Annotated in this window: 17 protein-coding genes; 10 read left to right on the top strand and 7 right to left on the bottom strand. The window is 48.4% G+C overall.

Annotation, left to right across the window (positions count from 1 at the left end; genetic code table 11):
• Positions 1–14: 14 nt before the first annotated feature.
• Complete coding sequence (locus tag FGT79_RS18190) at positions 15–3,566, bottom strand: S-layer homology domain-containing protein (protein WP_138754241.1); 3,552 nt, start codon at positions 3,564–3,566, stop codon at positions 15–17.
• 83 nt (positions 3,567–3,649) lie between these two features.
• Here FGT79_RS18190 and FGT79_RS18185 point away from each other — a divergent pair, with 83 nt between their 5' ends.
• From FGT79_RS18185 to FGT79_RS18175, 3 genes are all read left to right on the top strand, one after another.
• Positions 3,650–4,546, top strand: coding sequence for an MBL fold metallo-hydrolase (locus FGT79_RS18185; RefSeq protein ID WP_138754240.1), 897 nt, complete (start codon positions 3,650–3,652; stop codon positions 4,544–4,546).
• A gap of 78 nt (positions 4,547–4,624) precedes the next feature.
• On the top strand, positions 4,625–5,089 hold the full coding sequence (locus FGT79_RS18180; RefSeq protein WP_138754239.1) for a divergent PAP2 family protein: 465 nt from the start codon (positions 4,625–4,627) through the stop codon (positions 5,087–5,089).
• Positions 5,090–5,298: 209 nt separating this feature from the next.
• Positions 5,299–6,075 (top strand): alpha/beta hydrolase, encoded by a 777-nt coding sequence (locus tag FGT79_RS18175; protein ID WP_246096492.1) that lies wholly within the window; start codon positions 5,299–5,301, stop codon positions 6,073–6,075.
• 9 nt (positions 6,076–6,084) lie between these two features.
• Here FGT79_RS18175 and FGT79_RS18170 read toward each other — a convergent pair whose 3' ends face one another.
• From FGT79_RS18170 to nirB, 4 genes are all read right to left on the bottom strand, one after another.
• Positions 6,085–7,038 (bottom strand): TRM11 family SAM-dependent methyltransferase, encoded by a 954-nt coding sequence (locus tag FGT79_RS18170; protein ID WP_138754237.1) that lies wholly within the window; start codon positions 7,036–7,038, stop codon positions 6,085–6,087.
• Between the two features lie 174 nt (positions 7,039–7,212).
• A complete protein-coding gene (gene cobA / locus FGT79_RS18165) occupies positions 7,213–7,989 on the bottom strand; it encodes a uroporphyrinogen-III C-methyltransferase (protein ID WP_138754236.1) in 777 nt (258 codons plus the stop codon).
• Positions 7,990–8,078: 89 nt separating this feature from the next.
• Complete coding sequence (nirD, locus tag FGT79_RS18160) at positions 8,079–8,393, bottom strand: nitrite reductase small subunit NirD (RefSeq protein ID WP_138754235.1); 315 nt, start codon at positions 8,391–8,393, stop codon at positions 8,079–8,081.
• A 70-nt stretch (positions 8,394–8,463) separates the two neighbouring features.
• Positions 8,464–10,908: a nitrite reductase large subunit NirB gene (gene nirB, locus FGT79_RS18155; RefSeq protein WP_138754234.1), complete on the bottom strand. Its 2,445-nt coding sequence runs from the start codon at positions 10,906–10,908 to the stop codon at positions 8,464–8,466.
• A gap of 324 nt (positions 10,909–11,232) precedes the next feature.
• Between nirB and FGT79_RS18150 the strand changes: the two genes are divergently transcribed.
• Together FGT79_RS18150 and FGT79_RS18145 are read left to right on the top strand one after the other, a co-directional pair.
• Positions 11,233–11,850, top strand: coding sequence for an ANTAR domain-containing response regulator (locus tag FGT79_RS18150; protein ID WP_138754233.1), 618 nt, complete (start codon positions 11,233–11,235; stop codon positions 11,848–11,850).
• Between the two features lie 15 nt (positions 11,851–11,865).
• Positions 11,866–12,909 carry an anthranilate phosphoribosyltransferase gene (locus FGT79_RS18145; RefSeq protein ID WP_138754433.1) on the top strand — a complete coding sequence of 348 codons (1,044 nt, stop codon included), beginning with the start codon at positions 11,866–11,868 and terminating at the stop codon, positions 12,907–12,909.
• A gap of 238 nt (positions 12,910–13,147) precedes the next feature.
• Here FGT79_RS18145 and FGT79_RS18140 read toward each other — a convergent pair whose 3' ends face one another.
• On the bottom strand, positions 13,148–14,347 hold the full coding sequence (locus tag FGT79_RS18140) for a helix-turn-helix domain-containing protein (RefSeq protein ID WP_171056311.1): 1,200 nt from the start codon (positions 14,345–14,347) through the stop codon (positions 13,148–13,150).
• Between the two features lie 280 nt (positions 14,348–14,627).
• On the opposite strand from FGT79_RS18140, the gene FGT79_RS18135 reads away from it, so the two are divergent.
• From FGT79_RS18135 to FGT79_RS18120, 4 genes are read left to right on the top strand one after another with little or no spacing between them, the layout of a single operon-like run.
• On the top strand, positions 14,628–15,623 hold the full coding sequence (locus tag FGT79_RS18135) for a sulfonate ABC transporter substrate-binding protein (RefSeq protein ID WP_138754231.1): 996 nt from the start codon (positions 14,628–14,630) through the stop codon (positions 15,621–15,623).
• A gap of 35 nt (positions 15,624–15,658) precedes the next feature.
• Positions 15,659–16,798: an FMNH2-dependent alkanesulfonate monooxygenase gene (gene ssuD / locus FGT79_RS18130; protein ID WP_138754230.1), complete on the top strand. Its 1,140-nt coding sequence runs from the start codon at positions 15,659–15,661 to the stop codon at positions 16,796–16,798.
• A 21-nt stretch (positions 16,799–16,819) separates the two neighbouring features.
• Entirely contained in the window at positions 16,820–17,593 is a 774-nt protein-coding gene (ssuC, locus tag FGT79_RS18125; protein ID WP_138754229.1) for an aliphatic sulfonate ABC transporter permease SsuC, read from the top strand.
• 18 nt (positions 17,594–17,611) lie between these two features.
• A complete protein-coding gene (locus FGT79_RS18120) occupies positions 17,612–18,376 on the top strand; it encodes an ATP-binding cassette domain-containing protein (protein WP_138754228.1) in 765 nt (254 codons plus the stop codon).
• Between the two features lie 3 nt (positions 18,377–18,379).
• On the opposite strand, the gene FGT79_RS18115 is transcribed toward FGT79_RS18120, so the two are convergent.
• Complete coding sequence (locus FGT79_RS18115; protein ID WP_138754227.1) at positions 18,380–19,468, bottom strand: glycosyltransferase; 1,089 nt, start codon at positions 19,466–19,468, stop codon at positions 18,380–18,382.
• Between the two features lie 1,041 nt (positions 19,469–20,509).
• Between FGT79_RS18115 and FGT79_RS18110 the strand changes: the two genes are divergently transcribed.
• Positions 20,510–22,252: an ABC transporter ATP-binding protein gene (locus FGT79_RS18110; RefSeq protein ID WP_138754226.1), complete on the top strand. Its 1,743-nt coding sequence runs from the start codon at positions 20,510–20,512 to the stop codon at positions 22,250–22,252.
• The last annotated feature ends 10 nt before the right edge of the window (positions 22,253–22,262 follow it).

Here is a 22,262-nt window from a genome sequence, read left to right as displayed (position 1 = left end):
AGACCGTTTCGTGTTTAATGCAGGGTATTCCAAAGTCTCAGCAGTAGAACACCTGCTTCGGCTCTTGTTGTTTTCCCGCGCGGAACGAATAAATGATTTCCTCGGCCTTGTACTAGCTCTCGCTCGCTCACTATTGTTACATAGGGCATTGCCCATGCTGGAATACTTGCAAGATCAGCATAGGATAGCTCCTGATTGCCGCTTGATTCCCACTTCATCGACTTGGACAGCATGGCAGCCATCTCTATCCGTGTGATCGTCTGTTGCGGTCGGAATGTACCGTCTGGGTAACCGTCTATGATCCCTGCTGCTAGTGCCGCCCGAATCATAGGGCGTGCCCATGCTGGAATGCTCTCTTGGTCGCGGAATGATAGCGGTGCTTCACCTTCAACGGCAGAAACCTGAAGGGTACGCGCCAGCATGACGGCGAATTCAGCTCTTGTTATTTCCGAGTTCGGTGCATAGCGTGTTGCGTCCACACCCTGAACGATATCTAAGCTTTGGGCTTCACAAATATCCGAGTTTGACCAATGTTTCTCAAGATCTGTAAACGGACAAGCCGCTTCTGGAAGATCAGGCCCCGGAACAATGACAGGCGGTGTTGTCGGTGGCGTTGTCGATGACGTAGTCGGCGGCGTTGTTGGTGTTACTGTTGGTGTTGGTGATGGAGTGGTAGGCGTGCTTGTCGGCCCAGCTCCGGTTGTAAAGGTTACGTTTGAACTATAACGTGTATGTCGATCTGTTTCCGCATACGCGCGCGCGTAATAAGTCGTATCTGGAAGAAGCCCTGTTAATGCGATAGTTTGTTCTCCCTCTGTGTGAATGACGGTAGAATAAACGGAATTCGAAACGGTAGGATTAATCGAAGCACTAATCGCTATCCCGCTCTCTGTAAATTGATTCCTATCGCTAGATATGATTTCGTAGATAGCTTGTGCCGAGTTTTCCGTCACATCAGTAGTATCCACCTTAAGTGATACGGACCAGTTATTAATGCTGAAGGCACCATTTGTTGAATAGGCATACGCTGTATTCGCCGTATCCGCAACGATTATTTTCCAATAGTAAGGGATGCCTGTGAACAAGTCGCTTGTATTCATCGTATAAGACTCTTCATCCGTTAATATCACGGTTCGAACTACATTTCTATACGTGGGGTCCGTGGATAGCAGCAATCTAGTTTGGTCGTAGCTTCCCGGCACATTCGGATTGTCCCACTCAAAGGTAACTTCCGGTGAATCTGGATAAAATACGGTACCGAAAGCAGGAGATTGCAAGACAGGCTCTACAGGTGGTGTAGTGGAACTCAAGAATATGGGCTCATACTCGGCGCCATGAGAAATATTGAAATAAGTACGGTAAGGGAATAGTTTTGCGACTGTACCTGGTGCTACAGTTACGTGTAAACCCGTTGAACCGGAACCAACGAAATCAATCTCCCACAATACCAAATTATACATCGTACTGTTGCTGCCTTGATTTCTATCGGTCTGTATTTGAATTTCGCCCGTCTCTTCCGAAAATATTAGCTGGAGTGTTCCTGAATCCCAGTCATTATCCAGATTATTAAACTGAAGAATGGCTTTGCGCTTACCAATATCCCCGATGACTGCTTGGTATATCGTACTCGGTAATTTCCTCAATTCAAGATACGTCTGAGGAATACCATTAAAGGCAAGTTCGTCTCCATTAAGGGTAAGGTCATTAACCACAATGCCGTTCATTGGAAAATCTATGCCTAAGTTAATGGTGCTCGACGTCACTAGAGTCCCTGTGATCTGCTCGATTTCATCTTCGTCAGTCAAGAAAGCAGGTGTATCTGATAGTGATGGTGCTATGATGCTGATCCCCACGGGAATCGTCCGTGTCGTGCTTAAATTGGTGTCATAGAACGTTTTTAGAACCATTCTTTGACCATTTCCCTTATAAAACATACTGGAACCATAATTGCGATTAGATGATTGATATAAGATGCCCGATGTTGGATCAACAATACTCCAATACTCGCCTGTCTTTACCGCAATGAGCCCTGAAGGATCAAACCAGGTATAGCCCCAGCTATCCCAATCGTTATCTTCCGTTTCAAAGGTTTTCAAGTTAATGAATCGAACGTTATTAGTCATACTCATCTTAATAGAGATTCTATCGTCTGACTGCATGGTTAAATTATAGCCCGTGAAAGGGTAGGTGTGGACCAATGTCCTTGTATTATCAATAGGATTGATTGTATATTGCTCCAATTGATTCTGCCTTGCGACGAGCAAGGTTCCATCGGGCGTTGCTAGAATAGATGAAACATCACTCCAAAGCTGATCCTTATAGCTAAGATCATCGGTCGAGATGACGATTACACCTCCATCATCACCTTCTGCAGCGTACAACAGCCCATTGTAATACATGAGCTCATCCAATTCCTCAAGAAAATGTTTACTTCGAACATATAAGCCTGATTCATCAAATTCATCGATGGTGCGGTTGACATAATCTAAAATAAATACATGCCCTTTCTCATCCTGTACAAAATGGTATTCGTTGTCAGCATAAGCTGTTTCTCTATTCGTTCCGATTGTTCTAGTCACTTCATACTTATTCTTTGAAGTATTGTATTCGATAACATATATGGGACTTTCATAACCCATGCCCATAAATATCGTACCCTGATTGTTGATTTCAAAATGATTATTGTATCCATCGAACTCTATCGCCGGATTATCATTTACATATAACATAGAGTCAAAAGAGCTGTTTGATGCTATACCAGCAACTTGTGTCCCATCAGGAGATGCGCTAATTTTTGAGAAATAAGTACCGCTCCCATCTAGTTCGTTACAACTTGTATCGCAAATATATCCCATAACCGGATAATAATAATTTTTAGCCATAAACATTCCGTTTTGCAGTTTAACCACACTGTCAATTGCAAATCCCCAGCTGGTTGTGACGGTATCGATAGTAGGGGCTGACGGATCAATGGTGTAATATTGATTAATCATTCTAGTCGCTACATAGAAAAGTCCATCAAATGCTTTCTGAATAGAGGTTACCGGCTGGGTAAACATAACCACTTCCGGGTTTGTGATGGATTTAGTATTCAAATTGTATTTGATCATAGGGAAATTTGTATTATTCTGATTATGAATAATATACAAATAATCGACGCCCGACTCGCTAGAGAATACAATCTTTTCTGGCTTAAAGTCGAAACCTCCTGATAACCAATTAGCGCCAGCATCTATGAGTTCTTGTTCGAGTGTAGTACGGTCGACTAATGTGCCATGATAAGTTCCATCTGTATCGAACTGAAAGATATCCCATTTATCTCCATGGGGTAATTGAGCAATCACAAATAGACCATCCGATGAATCAGACTCTAATTGCGTCACATTTCTAATTGCTCCGTCATTAGGAAATGTAAAAGCCTGATTATCCCATCCTAGATCAGTTTCTTCAAACCTCACTGAAGTGTCTGCCGGTGCAGCATTTGCCACTGATGACCAACCTGGCATACCGAAATTCGACAATAACAATAAAACAACCAATAAGCCTGCTAACGTTCGTTTCACCATAGTCCCCCATTTACTTCCAAGTATTTAACTGCTTGGTGAAGTATAACAAACCGCTATGAAAGATTAATGAAAGAAATCCCATAATGATACGCGATAATTTTGCTAGAATGGAAAAAAGAGAAGGGATGATGAATGTTGTGAAGGTTTATAACAGCGGTCCGACGTTGGTCAAGCAAATGATTGAAACCGAACTGCCCGAGCAAGCATTGGCACTTTGGGCGCTCGGACAAGAGGGTTTCTTGGTCAAATGGCGCAGCACGACGATTGTATTTGACCCCTATTTGACGAATTGGGTGTACGAGCTTAGCGGGCCGCCGTGGTCACGGGCATTCGAATCTCCGCTGCAGCCAGCCGATTGCTTGGATGTAGATTTTGTCGTTATCTCGCATCACCATGAGGATCATATGGACAAGCAGACGCTGCAGGTCATTGCGAAATCCGCGAAAACAAGGTTTATCGCCCCTAAGGCGCATCTGCCTTTATTGAAGGAATGGGGATTGCGGGACGAGCAGCTTATCGGCATTTCGCATGGGCAAACCGTGCAGCTTGTCGATGATGTACGAATTGAAGCCTATGCAGCTAAGCATGAGCAATTCGAGCAGGATGAAGCGGGTGAGCATAAATTTCTAGGCTACGCGGCAATGCTGGGCGATTTATCGCTTTATCATGCAGGGGACACGGTAGGTTTTCCGGAGCTTGTCACTTGGCTGCAGAGCAAAGCCATTGATATTGCATTACTGCCCATCAACGGGCGTGACTTTGTCAGGGGCAGCCAGGGCATTATCGGCAATTGCAATTACCGCGAGGCGGTAGAAATCGCCGTACAGATTCAAGCGGATCTCGTCATCCCCATGCATTACGGCCTGTTCCCGCATAATGATGAGAATCCAGCCTATTTCGTCGATTATATCCAGCGCTATTACCCGTCTAAGAAGTTCCATATGTTCGCTCCCGGCGAGCGCTTTATCTATATGAAGTGACATCTCGAATCCTCGCCACATGTTTTGGCTGCAATAGGACAAAATGTGATGGTGGAAGATGAGATGGAGGTGGGAGCTATGTCGAACAGAGGACTTATTACTGCACTCGCTGCGGTAGGGGCTGCGCAGCTGCTAAAACTACCGATGCACCATGCGAAAACAGGCAGATGGGATCTGCGAAGCATAATTGGCTCAGGCGGAATGCCTAGTGCTCACTCGAGCGGCGTGACCGCGCTGGCTGCATATACGGCGACCAAATACGGCGTGAAGACGCCTGAATTCGCAATATCGGCTATGCTCAGTATTGTGGTCATGTACGATGCGATGAATATTCGCCGTCATGCGGGTGAAATTGCGGTTCAGGTGAACGACCTGGATGAAGATGTTGAACGCCTTGAGGGCAGGCATCCGGGCATTTATCATAAGCGCAAGCGGGAGCGTCTCAAGGAAAGTCTCGGGCATCACCCGCGAGAGGTAGCTGCAGGTTCGCTGCTAGGCGCGATTTTCGGCTTTATTGGAGGTATTACTACTTATAGAAGATGATCAAGGCTGATTGCCTTGCCTCATCCACTCATGGCTTAAGCTGCTAAGGCTTGGGCTTTTTTTTGCGAAGGGGAACCGTGGTAAACGCTTTTATATTTACCCTTTAGAGGGATAGCAGGCCCTGCGAAGTTAGGTATATAATGGGTGGGAATAACTATTCATATGGAATCAAAAGGGAGGTCAATGGGGTGGCAGAGCAATTATTGTGGATGCACGGTGCGCCGCTGGCGGTTGGAAACGAAGATGAAGACTGTCCGGCCATTACGCCATATCTAGTTGAAGGAGATGATGCGCCAGCTATTATCATCTGCCCTGGCGGCGGCTATGGGACCAGAGCGTACCATGAAGGAGAACCGATTGCACAGTGGCTGAACAGTCTCGGCGTATCAGCGTTTGTATTGCGATACCGGGTAGCTCCTTATGAGTATCCATGCGCGCTGCTTGATGTGCAAAGAGCGATTCGTACAGTGAGGTTAAAGGCGAAGCAATTCCGCATTAATCCGAATAAGATTGGGCTGCTGGGCTTCTCGGCAGGCGGTCATTTGGTTTCGAATGCAGGGACAAGCTATGATGAAGGAAACAAGGATGCGGAGGATATAATAGAACGGGAATCCTCCAGGCCAGATCTGCTCGTGCTGTGCTATCCCGTTATTACGCTGCTAGATCCATTCACCCACGCAGGATCAAGAAAGAACCTGCTTGGATCTGAGCCGGATCAAGCGCAGATAAGGCAACTAAGCAGTGAACTGCAAGTAACAGAGGACACACCGCCAACCTTTCTGTGGCACACATCCGACGATGCAGCCGTTCCTGTGGAGAACAGCTTGTTGTTCGCGGCGGCACTTAGCAAGCACAAGGTACTATTTGATTTGCATGTATACGCGAAGGGTCATCATGGATTAGGGCTAGCCGAGGATGAAGAGCACACGAAGGAATGGACGAGTGCCTGCGCTTCTTGGCTAGCATTTAACGGATATCAATCCTAATATCCTTGCTTAAACACAAACAATGATTTGCCGGACAAAGCTGCCTTTCCTTGTTGTACAGCGATCGGCTATCGTAAAGCCCGATTCTATAATGAGCTCGTCTAACGTATCGGCGGTAATGACGACGACTCTGCTTGCAATGCGGCGGGCGTGGATAAGCAATAAATGCTGCTCTTCAATCGTTGTGGTCGAGAAGTGGTTGTAGGGCATATCCAAGATCGCTGCGTCGTAATGTTCCGTGACATCTGCGATATCGCCGCATACGACATCCGTATGAAGGTCGAAATGGGCCAAGTTTTCCTTCGTACCTCTTACGACAAAGTGATTAATATCTCGCCCTACAATTGAGATGCCCATAGACAACGCTTCGACAAGCACCGTCCCGATACCGCAGCAAGGGTCAATGGCCGTCGTTCCACTAGGCAGGGGGACGGCGATGTTGGCGGCGGCTCTTGCTACGCGGGTGCTGAGCGCAATGGAGTAGCTGCGTGGTTTCTTAATTTGAGTGAGCCAGACGGCCTTGCTCTTCATGTAGTTGCCGAAATAGTACCGCGCTCCCCAATAAACGATACCGAAGGTGCGATCAGGTGTACGCACATCGGCTTCCCCTTCAATATAGACGCCAATTTCCCGTTCTACGGCGCGCATCTGGTCGAAATCGATTTTATCCTCTGGTGCAAGATCACTCGTCTTGAGAAATATAACTTTGAACGTAGAATCCTCCAGCTCAATCTGCTTAACCTGTTCCAAAATATCTGCAAGCTGCTCACCTTGGTACAGCACCTCAATGCGCTCCCGCATGAAGGGGCTGCGATCAGGATGAACGTCGATGTCGCTCATTAATAGTCCTAATTCGGTATGCTTGCCGAAAAAAGTACGCATTTCCAACTGGCATAGCTCTGTTTCTTCCAATCGGCAGCCATACGTATATACATATAACGGTGTCTGATTTTTATTTTCCAAGCGGAGTCTCATCCTTTATATAAACGAATTGAAGCTTCTAGTATACAGGAAAAGGGGAAGGGGAGATACTTTTCAGAAATGGCTTGTGAAACAAGAACAAGCGACTGCGGCCTTTGCTGCCACTGTCGCCTGCTTATGAGGAATTCAGCTGACTAGAGCTGAAAGGTGTAAGTTTTATCCAATAAGTGCTACTGCTTGCTCTTCGGCCTGCATGAGCCGCTCGCGGACACTTACAACCTCGCCAATAATGATGAGTGCCGGATTAGCGAGTTTCACGGTTACGGCAAGTGTATGAATATCCGCAAGCGTACCGACGAACGTACGCTGCCGTTTCGTCGTGCCGCGCTCGATTAAGGCAACTGGCGTTGAAGAGGGCTTGCCATGCTTCAGCAGTTCCTCGCGAATGGCAGGCAGCTCGCTAACGCCCATGTAGATGGCGAGCGTATCCACGCTGTGGGCGAGCAAGTCCCAGCGGATAGGCGACTTGTCGCCATGACAGCGGCTGCCTGTAACACAGGCGAAGGAAGAGGCATATTCGCGATGAGTAACCGGAATGCCGGCAGCTGCGGCTGCGCCGATGGCAGATGTGATGCCGGGAACAATCTCGTATGGGATGCCCCATGAGGCAAGCTCGAGCGCCTCTTCAGCGCCTCTTCCGAATACAAGCGGATCTCCGCCCTTGAGGCGAACGACCGTCTTACCTGCTTGAGCGAAGCGGACTAGTGCTTCATTAATCAATTGCTGTGACATGGCGTGGGAGCCGGGAGCTTTGCCGCAATATACAAGTTCTGTATGGGGACCGGCATAGGCTAATAATTCTTTGCTGATAAGGCGATCATAGAGAATAACATCTGCCTGTTGAATGCGGCGCATAGCTTTCACCGATATAAGCTCGGGATCGCCTGGGCCTGCTCCGACTATATAAACCATACCTGTTGTATTGTTTCTCATAGGCTGCTCCCTCCGGCTCATAATGCCGTTTTAGTATCCATTGGTTTAATCTTGTGTATGTTGCAGAGCAACAGTCATCTGCGTCTTCGTTAGATCGTGACGTAGATAGAGCCGCTCTCGCTGTCAATTTCAGTCTCGAAGGTTGTTACACATCCGTCATCTGGTTCATACACTTTGCCGCTGCGCAGGTCGATTTTCCTGTCGTGGAGAGGGCAGTGCACGGCTGTGCCGCACACCATACCTTCCGAAAGCAGACCGCCCTTATGCGGGCACTTGTTCTCAACGGCAAGCACGCTGCCATCTGTTAAGCGAAAAACAGCTATTTCAATATCCTGAATCTTAATGCGGCGGGATCCTTTTACGTCGATTTCGGATAAATTAGCTACTAGCAGTTTGGTAGTCATGGGAGTACCCCTCCTGGAAAGTTTAGTTGATCCATGCTGACTTGGATAACGTACGCATCCAATATGCGTATTACAGCTGTACCGGCTGAGCACTGTTCAGTTGCTCGAAGTTTTTGCGGAGTTCGTCTGTCTCCACAATTTGCTTCCAAGGATCAGTCGTCAGGCTTAGTGTTTTATCGATGCGAGCTTTCAGAGCAAGTCTGTCCTCTGGATTCTCAAGTCCTTTTTTGACATAATCCAGACCAACTCGTTCGATCCACTGTGCTGTACGCTCGTTCCATTGTGCATTTTCGCGGTATAGCTGCAGGAATGAGGAGGACCATTCCATGACCTCTTCTTCTGTTTTCACGATACAGAGTAGATCGGTTTCGCGAACCTTTATGCCGCCGTTGCCGCCTACGTGAAGCTCCCAGCCTCCGTCAATCGCGACTACGCCGAAATCTTTAATCGTTGACTCCGCGCAATTCCGCGGGCAGCCGGATACGGCAAGCTTTACCTTAGCTGGTGCGTTCAGACCTTCGAAAGCCTTCTCCAGCTTGATCCCCATACCGATTGCATCCTGTGTGCCGAAGCGGCAGAAGGTGGAGCCGACGCAGGTTTTGACCGTTCTCAGCGTTTTACCGTATGCATGACCGGATGGCATATCGAGATCGGCCCACATTTTCGGTAAATCCTCTTTTTTTACGCCTAACAAGTCGAGACGCTGGCCGCCTGTGAATTTGACCATCGGCACATCATATTTCTCTGCGACCTCGGCAATTCTCTTCAGATCGGCTGGAGATGTAACGCCGCCGTATATACGCGGTACAACAGAATAAGTACCGTCTTTTTGTATATTCCCATGGAATCGCTCGTTCGTTACCCGTGATTCTTTCTCATCTACGTATTCTTCAGGGTTAATCATGCCGAGATAATAGTTAAGCGCTGGGCGGCATTTCGTACATCCCTCTGGATTGATCCAGCCAAGCACGTTCATGACTTCCTTTGTCGTGTTCAGGCCCATGCGTGTAATTTCTGCGACGATCTCATCTCTTGTATGGGTCGTACAGCCGCATATTCCTTCTTTCACCGGTTCGCCGACTGCATCGCCTGCGAATAAGTGAAGAAGTCCTTCTACGATCGGCTTACAGCCGCCACAGGAAGCAGATGCTTTCGTACACGCTTTGATGGCTCCTACCGTATTGCAGCCTTTATTTAGAATGGCATCGCCGATATCGCCTTTGGATACGCCATTACAGCCACAGATGATTTCATCATCGGGCATGGATTCAAGCCGGCTGTTGCCACTAGAGGCTTGACCTAGCAGATCAGAGGAAATGCCGAGCAGAATTTCCTTCTCGCGTCCTGCAATGGATTCACCACTCTTAATAGAAGCAAACAATTCTGCACCATCGGCTGTATCACCGAACAGGACAGCGCCAACGAGCTTGCCGTCTTGGATAACGATTTTTTTGTAGGTGCCAGCCAGATCGTCTTGAATCTTAAGAGCACGCGTGCCTGGCGCATCTGCAAAGCGTCCAGCAGAGAATACATTTACGCCGGATACTTTCAGCTTCGTTGACGTTACCGATCCAGCATAGCCAGCTGTTTCGACACCGAGTAGATGCTTGACCATTACAGCCCCTTGTTCATACAGCGGAGCTACGAGGCCGTAAGAGATTCCTCTGTGCTCAGCGCATTCACCGACTGCATAAATGTCAGGTACGCTGGTCTGCATGAAGTCGTTGATAACAATCCCGCGGTTAACCTCGATACCAGCTGCTCTTGCAAGCTCAATATTAGGACGTATGCCGACCGCCATAACGACCAGATCACCGTCAACCTCAGTTCCGTCAGTGAAAGCAAGGCCTGTTACGCGGCGCTTTCCTTTGATGGCTGCTGTATGTTTATTTAATAGAAATTGCATGCCTTGTGCTTCGAGATCACGCTGCAGCATTCTTGAAGCTGCTTCATCAAGCTGGCGATCCATCAAGTGGTTATGAATATGGACAACGTGGACCTCCATACCGAGGTGGAGCAAGCCGCGGGCAGCTTCAAGACCGAGCAGTCCGCCGCCGATGACGACCGCTTTTTTATATTTTTTGGCAGTGTCCATCATGATTTCACAATCCTTGATATCACGGAAACCAATGACGCCTTCTTTGTCTGCCCCTGGAAGCGGAAGCATGAACGGGTTAGAACCTGTCGCAATAATGAGTGTATCGTAATCGGCTTCGATGCCCAGATGTGAGATAACCTTCTTGCGGTCCGAATCAATTTTTGTTATTTTGTGGCCAGTATGAAGTGTGATGTTATTCTCTCTATACCATTCCCAGTCGTTGATGACGATTTCTTGCAAATCGGCACCACCCACTAGTACGGAAGACAGCATAATTCGATTATAGTTAGGATGAGGCTCTGAACCGAAGATCGTGATGTCATAGCCCTCCGGAGAAAGTTTTAATAAATGCTCGATTGCTCGAACCCCCGCCATTCCGTTGCCGATGAGTACTAATTTTTTCTTCGATGTAGTCATTGTATTTCTCTCCTCTCAATCTCTGTCTATGCGAAAACGAAGTAAAAGCCTGCCTCGACCCCTAGGAGAACATACTTCTCCTTAGATATCGAAAGCAGGCTTCTTTGCCGCTTAATACGAATACACCGTTGTACTCGTGAAAGATATGAATTTGATATGGTAAATATACAATGAGTTACAGCTTCGTGTCAATATAGTTAACATCAATATCGCTGAAAAAACTTGGTTAGTGACAATATGGCGTTTTGTATGTTATATATAATCACAAAGGTATCGGCTTGTGCTGTGTTCACAAAAAGTCGAAATAGGAGGGGGCGCTTCCAAATGCGTTCTTTGTTAGTGGTCGATCATCGAACGGCAACCGAGGGGGCTATGGCGGACCCTCAGTCAGATCAGCTTTCCAAGAAAGAAACGCCGAAATATTTGCTCGAGAACTATGGCTATCAGGTGCTTCGTGCAGGAGATGAGAAGAAGGCTGAGTTGCAGATGAGCAGCGCAGACGCGGTCGTTCTTCACGTCCCTCTTAATGAAGTAAGACAATGGGGGACCAGGCTGTTGAAGCAAAAAACGGTTCCAATGCTTTGGTGGTGCAGTGCTGCATCGGCATCCTTGTCGGCAGCGTATTGCGAGGATGATATTCAAGTAGACGGTATACTTACACCTTCCATGAGTGAGCAGGAGCTGCACTGGGCACTTCATTTCGGCTCCAAGCAATGCTTTGAACGCCTGCAGTGGATGAATGAGCGGAAGCAGCTTGAAGGCAGGCTTGAAGAGCGGAAGTGGATCGACATGGCTAAGGGGATCTTATGCAAAATCAAAAATATATCTGAAGCGGAAGCTTACGATGTGCTGCGCAAGCAAGCCATGAACGAACGTAAACGCATGGTGGATGTGGCTACATCAATCGTTAAGGTCTATCAAATCCTTCAGGATCAAAAATAAGGGGGCTTTGCGATGATGATCAACCTGTTAAAGGAAGTAGGCCGGGGGAAGAGGGGCGCTCGCGATCTCAGTTATGAGGAATCGCTTCAGGCAGCAAACGCCATCCTTGAATTAAAGGCGACCCCGGCGCAAATAGGCGCCTTTTTCGTTGCTGAACGAATCAAAATGGAAAGCGTCGAAGAAATTGAGGCATTCGTGAACGTTTGCCGGAAGCATGCGCATCGGGCGCCAATCCAGCAGGGTCTTGATTGCGCGGGTCCTTATGATGGCAGGAAGAAGTCATTCTATGCCACATTCGCGACCTCGTTCCTTCTAGCTGCTGCGGGACTTCCGATCACGCTTCATGGATCTGCCTCTTTGCCGCCCAAATGGGGCATCACGCTGCATGATTTGTTGAGAGAGTCGGGCATTAACGTCGAGCTGCTCTCGAAAGACCAAATTGTTCAAGCGGCAAAAGAGACTGGTGTACTGTATGTGCCTGCCGAGGAGTGGTGCCCTCCGCTGAAGGCGCTTCGTTCCATTCGGATTGAGCTCGATATGCGGACGGTGCTGAATACAGCGGAGAAGCTTATCGACTACTCACATTCTCCGTATTTAATATTCGGTGTTTATCATAATACCGTATTCGAACGAATGGCCAAGTTAGCGAACAATCTAAACTATAAGAAGGCGCTTATTGTTCAGGGGACAGAAGGTTCGGAGGATCTATTCATCGAGCGGCCTACTCGAACCTACTTCGTGGAAGACGGACAATCGCAGCTTAATATTATAGATCCAGACGCTTACGGACTTGAGACGGCGGTGCCGGTCGTCGATTGGACGCCAGCGGAGCAGGTCAAAGAAACGGAAGCTGTCCTGCAAGGACGCGGTCATATCGCGTTCGCCAATCAAGTGCTGCTGAATGCGGCGGTCAGGCTTCAATTGGCGGAGAAGGTTGACTCGATTGAGGAAGGGCTTTATACGTGCAAGGATTTACTGGATAGCGGAGCTCCGTGGGAGATATACCGCAAATGGCAAACAGTTATGCGGAGTCAGAGCGCACAGCCTTGCAGCAGCTAATGGTTGCATAGCTGCATATGAGTAGGGTTTTAATGGAAGTGAAGGATGCAAACCGGTGTGTTACCGGAGTATTCGATACAACAAGGGCTGTCACGAAAGGCTTTATGCCTATCGGACAGCTTTTTTTACATGCTGGACCTAGAGGGTGCAGCGCTACGAAGATCGTCTCGGCATGGGAAGAAGCGATGGAAAGAATCTGGATAATGGAATAAGCTGCGCAGCTGTTGCATCCTTGTGTCTAATACAGATTGTCGCTTGACCATTCTCCTGGCAAGGGGGAGTCGGGGAGGATGGGAAGCTTTAGTGATTCTACAGCCTCTTGTAAATAGAGCTTGTTGAATTCCAAGCCGCCGCTGCTTCGTTTGTGTGCAGACAGCCAGTCCGTAGGACCCTCGCTAAAGCGGCTCAGCGTCTGCAGGTCGCGGCTGTAGAATGAGGCATCCCATCTTATCTGTGTGAGTACATTCGCAACAAGAGGGAGAGGGAAACCGCTGGCCTTGTGAATGAGCTCTGCCGCTCGCTGTTGTTCATAGCGAATGAATTCATGCGCTCTTAAATGGGCTTTTAAATAAGCGATCACGATCGATTCATTCCCTCTCGACCAATTGCCATCCGTAACAAGTCCAGTCAAATAGTCGCCACCAATTCCCTCCGAAAGCAGTGGCACGCCTGCTCCGATGGATTGCACCCAGCTCAAGTAGGGCTCCCACAGCATGCTCGCACCTACTTGGCCTTCGATAATGCCATTAAGGCAATCGCCCATGCCGCGGTGAACGATGGGCTCAGAATGAAGGCCGTATGCATTCATCCATTCTTTCAATCGATAGGAGGAACTGGAATTGCCCACTGTAGAAATAGAAAGGGACGATAAGGCTTCGATATGGTCGATCTTGCTGCCGGCGGGCACAACAAGCGATATGCCGCCGCCACTGCTTGTTTTCCCGTCGAATGCGATGACCTGCGGCTGGAATCTTGGAAGGATCTGGCTGAGTGCACGACTCGCCATGATCGGGTAGTCGCCGACGGAAGCGATGTGAACACGACCCGCAATCAGTTCCTCTACAAGCTCCATGCCATTGGGTGCGTTCACGTACCTGACAGTATACCTTTTAGAGGGATTCAATCGCTGCAGCTCTTCTTCGAACAGACCAAGCTGCTTAATAATGAGTGGACTCCATAGCAGTGCTGCTCCGCTTTGATAGCCAATCGTAATGACGGTATCATCATCCGCCGCGACTGACTGAACAAGCTGCTGCTTCTCGGAGATGCCGTACTGCTTGATCCACGTCTGAAGCTGCCCCTTATCGATCCATACTTCCTTGCCGATTTTGATATGAGGAAGCTGCTTATCCTTACGCCAGCGGTCGATCGTTGCGCGGCTTATGCCGAGTATGTCCATCGCTTCTTGTAGACTGAGAAGATTCAAACGATCATTCATCCTCTTCGAACTCTCCATTCTATATGGCAGACAAATTCATAGTTATTTCATGGGAATTATAAGTTATTTATATGATAAGCGATCGGTCATTAAACATCAATTGATATATCCAAATAAACAGCAGATATTCCTCATTCCTCCTCATACCTCATCGTCTTTCCTCATTCTATTGACAGTCGCATAAGCAAATGATAATTTCGTTGTACATAAAGCATAGTAACTTAATGGGAATTATGAGTTATTGTGATTGTGAGAAAAAGCTGAGGGGCTGTGATTAGAGATGAATACAGGGGCACGTACGCAAAAGAGAGGTTTAGCAAGAGCGGCGATTGTAATGCTATTAGCTGCAATGACGGTGATATCCGCCTGCAGCACGAACAACGCAGGTAATGGAGCAACAGAGTCCGGGGGCGATAAAGCGAAAACAGTTCGGATTGGCTATCAGAAGTATGCTTCTGTGAACATTCTGAAAGAGCGCGGAGGTCTTGAAGAAAAGCTTAAGGAAGCGGGCTACGGGGTGGAATGGACGGAGTTCCCTGGTGGTCCGCAGCTGCTTGAAGCTCTGAATGTAGGCAGCATTGACTTCGGACATACGGGAGAAGCGCCTCCAATCTTCGCGCAGGCAGCAGGTGCGCCGCTTGCTTATCTGGCTCACTCGCCTGAGAGCCCTAAGGCGGAAAGTATTCTAGTACCAGAGAATTCGACAATCCAGTCCTCTGCAGATCTGAAGGGTAAAAAAATCGCCTTGAACAAAGGCTCCAATGTTCATTATTTGTTGGTCAAATACTTGGAGCGTGAGGGCATTGCTTATAGTGACGTTGAAGTCGTTTATTTGCCGCCAGCGGATGCAAGAGCAGCGTTTGAGAGCGGAAACGTAGATGCCTGGGTCATTTGGGAGCCGTTCTACTCCGTTGCACAATTGGCAACCAAAGCACGCGTACTGGCTGATGGGGAAGGTCTTGTGAAAAACTACGAGTTCTATCTGGCGTCTAAGGATTTCGCGAAATCGAACACGAAAGCCATTGATGTTATTCTTGAGCAGCTTGAAGAGACGGATAAATGGGCAAAGGACAACCAGCCTGAAGTAGCTAAGCTGCTTTCGCCGGCGCTTGGCATTGATCCAGCACCTCTAGAGCAAGCGCTGGCACACCGCGCTTGGGGCGTTATCCGCGTAAGTGATGAGACGCTCAAAGCACAACAAAGCATTGCAGATACGTTCTTGAAGCTTGAATTGATACCGGAAGCGATTAATGTAAGCGACGCAGTAGTGAAATAAACCTCATACCCTTCAGAGGATTAAGGAGTATTGTTATGGAATTATTTTGGTTCATTCCCCTTCATGGGGATGGGAGATATTTGGGGACATCGGACGGAGCAAGAGCGGTCGATTATGATTATATCAAACAAATCGCGCAGGCGGCTGATCGGCTGGGCTATCACGGCGTATTGGTTCCTACCGGCAAGGCATGTGAGGATGCTTGGGTTGCAGCATCCTCGCTGATTGGGGCGACTCGGCGGCTAAAGTTTCTCGTTGCGATTCGGCCGGGTCTCATGACTCCATCGACGGCTGCGAGAATGGCATCGACCTTCGACAGACTCTCAAACGGCAGGCTGATTGTCAATGTCGTGACTGGCGGAGACCCGCATGAGCTCGGCGGAGATGGTATTTTCCTCAATCATAGCGAGCGATATGAGCAGACCGATGAATTCTTGTCGGTATGGCGGCAGATGATGCAGGGCGGAGAAGTGAATTTTGATGGTAAATATGTTCGTGTGGAGTCGGGCGAAGTGCTGTTCCCAGCTCTGCAGAAGCCGTATCCGCCCATCTATTTCGGCGGTTCCTCACAAGCGGCGCAGCAGATTGCTGCTGATCATGTTGATTGCTATCTGACATGGGGAGAGCCGCCGAGTGAGGTCGCAAAAAAAATTGCCGAGGTTCGTCAACTGGCGGAAGCGAGAGGCAAGAAGGTCAAATTCGGCATTAGACTGCATGTTATTGTAAGAGAAACGAATGAGGAAGCTTGGGAAGCGGCTGAAAGTCTTATCCGCCATGTGGATGAGAAAACGATAGCCGAGGCGCAGCGAATTTTAGCCAGATACGATTCAGTCGGCCAGAGGCGTATGGGTCAATTGCATAACGGCGATAAAAACTCGCTGGTCATCTCACCGAATCTTTGGGCGGGTATCGGACTTGTACGCGGCGGAGCGGGGACGGCCTTGGTTGGCGACCCTGATACGGTTGCGACGCGCATCAAGGAGTATGGTGAGCTTGGCATAGATACCTTTATCCTATCGGGCTATCCGCATTTGGAGGAAGCGTACCGCGCGGCAGAGCTGTTATTTCCACGGCTGCCACTGACACTGCAAGAAGACGCGCATCACGGGGATATTCAAGCGTCGGGCGAGTTGGTCGCTTACAATAAACGGCCCCAATCAGGCAGTGTTATTTGAACGGAAGGGGCATGTATCTTTATGTTCACACGAATCTTAAACAGTCGTATAGCTCCAGCTATCGTCCCGATTCTTATATTGATTATATGGCAGTTGCTTGGGGAGCTCGGCTGGATTTCCAGTCGAACGCTCCCTACTCCTCTTAAAGTGGCTGAGGCGGGAGTGGAGCTAACAAAAAGCGGGCAATTGTTTCAGTACATGGGCAGCAGTATGAGTCGTGCGTTTATTGGTTTTGCAATCGGGGGCGGCATAGGTTTTCTGCTAGGTCTGCTGAATGGCGTATCGCAGACGGCGAATAGGCTGCTCGACAGCACGATTCAGATGGTAAGGAATGTACCGCATTTAGCGTTGATTCCATTAGTTATATTGTGGTTCGGTATTGGTGAAACGGCCAAAATCTTTCTGGTTGTGCTGGGTGTATTTTTCCCAATTTACTTAAACACTGTGCACGGAATAAGGTCAATTGATCCAGGTCTGGTGGAGATGGCCAAAGTGTATGGTCTGCGAGGCTATGCGTTATACAGGGATGTCATTCTGCCAGGCGCTCTATCCTCGATTCTGGTTGGCGTGCGTTATGCGCTTGGTTTTATGTGGCTTACATTAATTGTGGCAGAAACGATTTCGGCGAATTCGGGTATTGGATATATGGCGATGAACGCTCGTGAATTTATGCGGCTTGATGTGGTCGTGCTGGCTATTATTTTGTACGCGGTACTTGGAAAGCTATCGGATACGGCAGCCAAGCTGCTGGAGCAATGGCTGTTGAAGTGGCATCCGAGTTACGCAAAACGCTAATAGGGAGGGTGGACGGACATGCAAACTGCACAATTAGGAGCGAGATTGCTTGTACAAGGAGCGGGGAAGCAGTTTGGTCCCAAGAAGGTGCTTGATGGTGTAGAGCTTCATATTCCGCCTGGTCAATTTATTGCGATTGTGGGACGTAGCGGCTGTGGAAAGAGCACACTCCTTCGCCTTATTGCGGGGCTTGAGGAGCCCACACAGGGAGCCGTCATTTTGGATGACGAGGAAATAAAGGGCATTCGTGAGGATACGAGAATGCTGTTTCAGGATGCAAGGCTGCTGCCATGGAAGCGCTGCGTTGATAATGTCTTAATCGGTGTGAAATCGGGAGATAAGCGAAAGGCTTTGGAGGCGCTGCGCCAAGTAGGATTGCAGGATCGCGCGAAGGAATGGCCTGGTGTCCTCTCCGGCGGGCAGCGTCAGCGTGTTGCGCTGGCAAGAGCGCTAGTCGGCGAGCCGAGGCTTCTGCTGCTGGATGAGCCGCTTGGGGCGCTGGACGCTTTAACCCGCATTGATATGCAGCAGCTCATTGAGGATCTATGGACGGAGCAAGGGTTTACGACGGTGCTAGTGACGCATGATGTGAGCGAAGCCGTTGCGCTGGCAGACCGCGTTATTCTTATCGAGAATGGACATATTGCACTGGATGTGGCGATTACGCTGGACAGGCCGCGTGAGCGGGATAATGATTTCGTTTATTTCGAGAAGCTGATTCTGGACAGAATATTGGAGCGGGATAGAAATGCACAGAGAAAGGAGAGTACTTATTCCATTTAATCGTTATGCAGGCTGTTTGCCCGGTTTATATGCCGCTGTCGTTTCTTCGGATGAATCTGGAGTGAGAGCAGGGTGGCTTGAACCGGACCGCCTGCCGAATTCCCAGCGAAAGAGCAGGGCGGCCAGCTTGAATTTAAGTGAGACATAATAAAGGTACTCTTTCAAGCTGGAGCAAGGGTAAGAGAAGCCTAGCTGCTTGGTACTGTCGGTTATCATTTTAAGATTAATGATCCTCGCAAGATCTGCTTTTTTGACCGTGTATGGACTGTTTCTCAAATTCGCAATCAGCATGGAGCGGATTGCGTGAATGTAATAGGCAGCCATATCTGTTGAGTAAGCGTCTATAGCCAGTAAACCAGATGTATCGGACAACCGTTTTCTAAGCTCATATTGCAAAATCAAGCATTTCTCCAGATCGGGTCTGTAAGAGGAACGCGTGAGGCTATTGGCATTATTGGCCGTTTTATAGAGATAGAGAAGATCGGGAATGGCGAAGACGCGAGTGGCAGCAAGTAAGGTCTCAAGTAGAAAGATGGTATCCTCTCCGATGGTCAACCCCTCTTGAAATCTGATTTTCCTATTCTCAATAACGGTTCGTAGAAACAGGCAGCGCCATACAAAACACAGCTCGTTGCCGGAGTGCACATGGTTGGTGCTTAGTATGAGCTCCTTGCCGCTCATTACGGTATGAAGCATGAATTTCGGAGGGCGTTTTTCTAGCGAATGCGAGGTCTCGTAGCCGCAGATGACAACCTCACTGCCTGATTGCTCCGCTGCGGCATATAGCTTAACGAAATATAAATCGTCAATTTCGTCGTCTGCATCCAGAAAGGAAACGTATTTACCCGAAGCGGCTTTTAATCCGCTATTTCTTGCACTGCTCGTTCCCTGATTAGGCTTGTGCATGACTTTAATTCTGGCATCCTTCGTCGCATACTCCTCGCAGATTGCGCCGCTTTGATCGGTGGACCCATCGTTTACGAGCAGCAGCTCGATCGAACGAAAGGGTTGATTGATGATGCGGTTCAAACAGCTGCATAACCACTTCTCAGCATTGAATATGGGCACGATAACACTAATGGCGGCAGTCATGCGCTTCACCTCGGGAACGATTTGAATTTCGGTACAACACGGCGCGGGTCATAAAATGATCATAACATATTCGTTATAAAGAACAATTGTTTTTTGTAAAAGGCGTGTATTGTTGTTTCGAGCGTGATGATTGAGAGGGAACATAAATCAGGGGAAGGGGCTTGCCTAGCGGCAGCCCTTTTTTTGAATGGTAGAAAAGCATATCATTTGGTCGTCCTTTCTCTATGTGTTTCGCCGAAACGATGGCGTTTATAGGAAGGAAGCTTTCAGGGGTTTCTTGGAACTTAGAACAGTTGCTTGTTTGGAAATCTGATAAATGAGTAACGGCTTGTCAGTACGATTACAGTTGGTTTCAGGAACGGAACCAACTAACCTGAGCACTGCGGCGCACATAGCACTTTGTGCAATAGAACCGCGCAAATAAGGCAATTCGTCAGGCTACGTTGCAGAAAGTGCAACAGAATCACTCCTATGGGTGAGATATAGGCTGTGAAACCGCCTTTCTGTTGCATAAACTACAACGTAGCAAGAGCATGGTTACTTAAACGACGATTAGAGTGTATAAAGTGCAACATAGCTAGGGTGTTCGGCTGGAGGAAGTCAGGGAAAGCAACTCCTTTTACCAACAAACCAACCTGAGCACCTATCCTCTTATGGCAAATCGCGTATTTCATCATCGTTTCAAAGCTATCCTGCATAATCGTAGGATAGAGGTCAAATACCGGCCATGAATGGAAGCTATACTGTATTCCGGCAAGATAGCTTCGTAAAAAGGGCATAAAACGTGTATTTTAGAGTCTCGAATAAGTAAAGTTACTGCAATTGTGCAGGATAGGCGGTAAAAAGTGTCCATCAAGGGCGGAGTTACTGCAAATGTGCAGGATAGATGCGGCGACAGGTTGATTGCGAGCAAGATTCGAGCGGTGTTCTAGCAGGACAGCTCTTTCACCTTGATTGCATGTCTAAGGTGCAAATGAATAGGTGAATTTGAACGCGTGATCCTGCTATACTGGAGGTTGGTGTAAGGAAAAGGGGGATATCATGTCTTTTGTTAATCGGCTCCGATGGTTTTTTAAAGATCGCTGGGGAAGCTATGTGCTTGCAATCAGTGTTATGGCGCTTGTTAGCTTGCTCTCTACGATACCGCCCAATCTTATTGGAAGAACCGTCGATTATATTCGCGAAGGCGAACTGACCTCATCTGGTCTTAAGCAGACAGTATTGCTGCTGCTTGGTCTAGCGATATTGCTTTATGTAATGACATACATATGGATTACGACGCTCTTTGGCAACTCGGCGCTTGTTGAGAAGGTGCTAAGAGGACGGTTGCTCGCGAATTTGACGCGAATGACGCCGGCTTTCTTCCAGCGCAACAGTACGGGACAGCTTATGGCACTTGCAACCAATGACGTATTAGCAATTGGTCAAACGGCAGGTTATGGCGTCATGACGCTGGTCAACACGCTTGTTGGGGCATCTGTCGTCGTCATTATGATGGTATCGCTCGTCAGCTGGAAGCTGATGCTTGCGGCACTTATTCCTCTTCCGCTGCTGGCGGTAGTCATTAGTAAGCTTGGCAAAAAGGTAAGAACTCGCTTTCTGGAAGCGCAAGCCTCCTTTGGCAAAATGAATGATCATGCGCTCGAGTCGATTTCCGGTATTCGCGTAATCCGCTCTTATGTACAGGAAAACGATGACCTGATTGCTTTCAATCAGGTGACAAGCGAGGTTATGCTCAAGAACAAAAGAGTATCCATCGTCAATGCTATGTTCCAGCCAATCATCTCTTTGATTGTCGGGATCAGTTATTCCATTGGTATCGGCTACGGCTCTTATCTCGTCATTCAGGATGAGATTTCGCTTGGACAGTTGATTTCGTTTAATATTTATTTGGGTATGCTGATTTGGCCAATGATCTCCTTCGGCGAGTTTATTAATGTGCTGCAGCGTGGAAGCGCTTCAGCCGATCGTCTAGATACGTCGCTCACACAGCAGCCGGATTTGAAGGATGCGGATAAGCCAATTCATGTTGACGTACCGGGAAGCATCTCTATGCAGCAGCTAACCTTTACTTATCCGTCTGCGAACAAGCCGAGCTTGCAGACGATTACTTTGCGGCTTGAGCGAGGGCAGACGCTTGGCGTTGTGGGCAAGACGGGAAGCGGCAAGAGCACGCTGCTGAAGCAGTTGCTTCGCCAGTATCCAGTGGAGCAGGGGCGGCTGTTTCTTGGAGATGTACCTGTCGAGCAGATTGAGATTGATCAAATACGCCGCTGGGTGGCTTACGTGCCTCAAGAGCATATGCTGCTCTCCAAATCGATTCGTGACAATATCGCTTTAGGCAAGCCTCTAGCAACAGCAGACGATATCGCTCGTGCTGTCGAGATGGCCTCCTTCACCGAAGATATCGCGCAGATGCCGCAAGGGCTCGAGACGATTGTTGGAGAGAATGGGGTCATGCTCTCGGGCGGGCAGAAGCAAAGGCTTGCGATTGCAAGGGCACTGCTCGTAGACTCGGAGATTCTGATGATGGATGATTCCTTGTCGGCGGTAGATGCGCGTACAGAAAGCAGGATTCTTCACCATATTAGGCAGGAGCGTCAAGGGAAAACGAACTTGATCGCCACTCACCGTCTCTCCGCTGTCAGCCATGCAGACTGGATTATCGTCCTGAGCGAGGGACGTATTATCGAAGAGGGAAGGCATGACGAGCTCATGCTGTTCGGGGGCTGGTATAAAGAACAGTGGGACAGGCAGCAAACGGAAGCAAGCTTGGAAGAATGAGGAGGCTCTA

Origin of the sequence: Paenibacillus sinopodophylli (assembly GCF_005930355.1) — a bacterium.
In the GTDB taxonomy this organism is placed as follows: domain Bacteria; phylum Bacillota; class Bacilli; order Paenibacillales; family Paenibacillaceae; genus Pristimantibacillus; species Pristimantibacillus sinopodophylli.
This window is presented reverse-complemented; position numbering and strand designations above follow the sequence as displayed.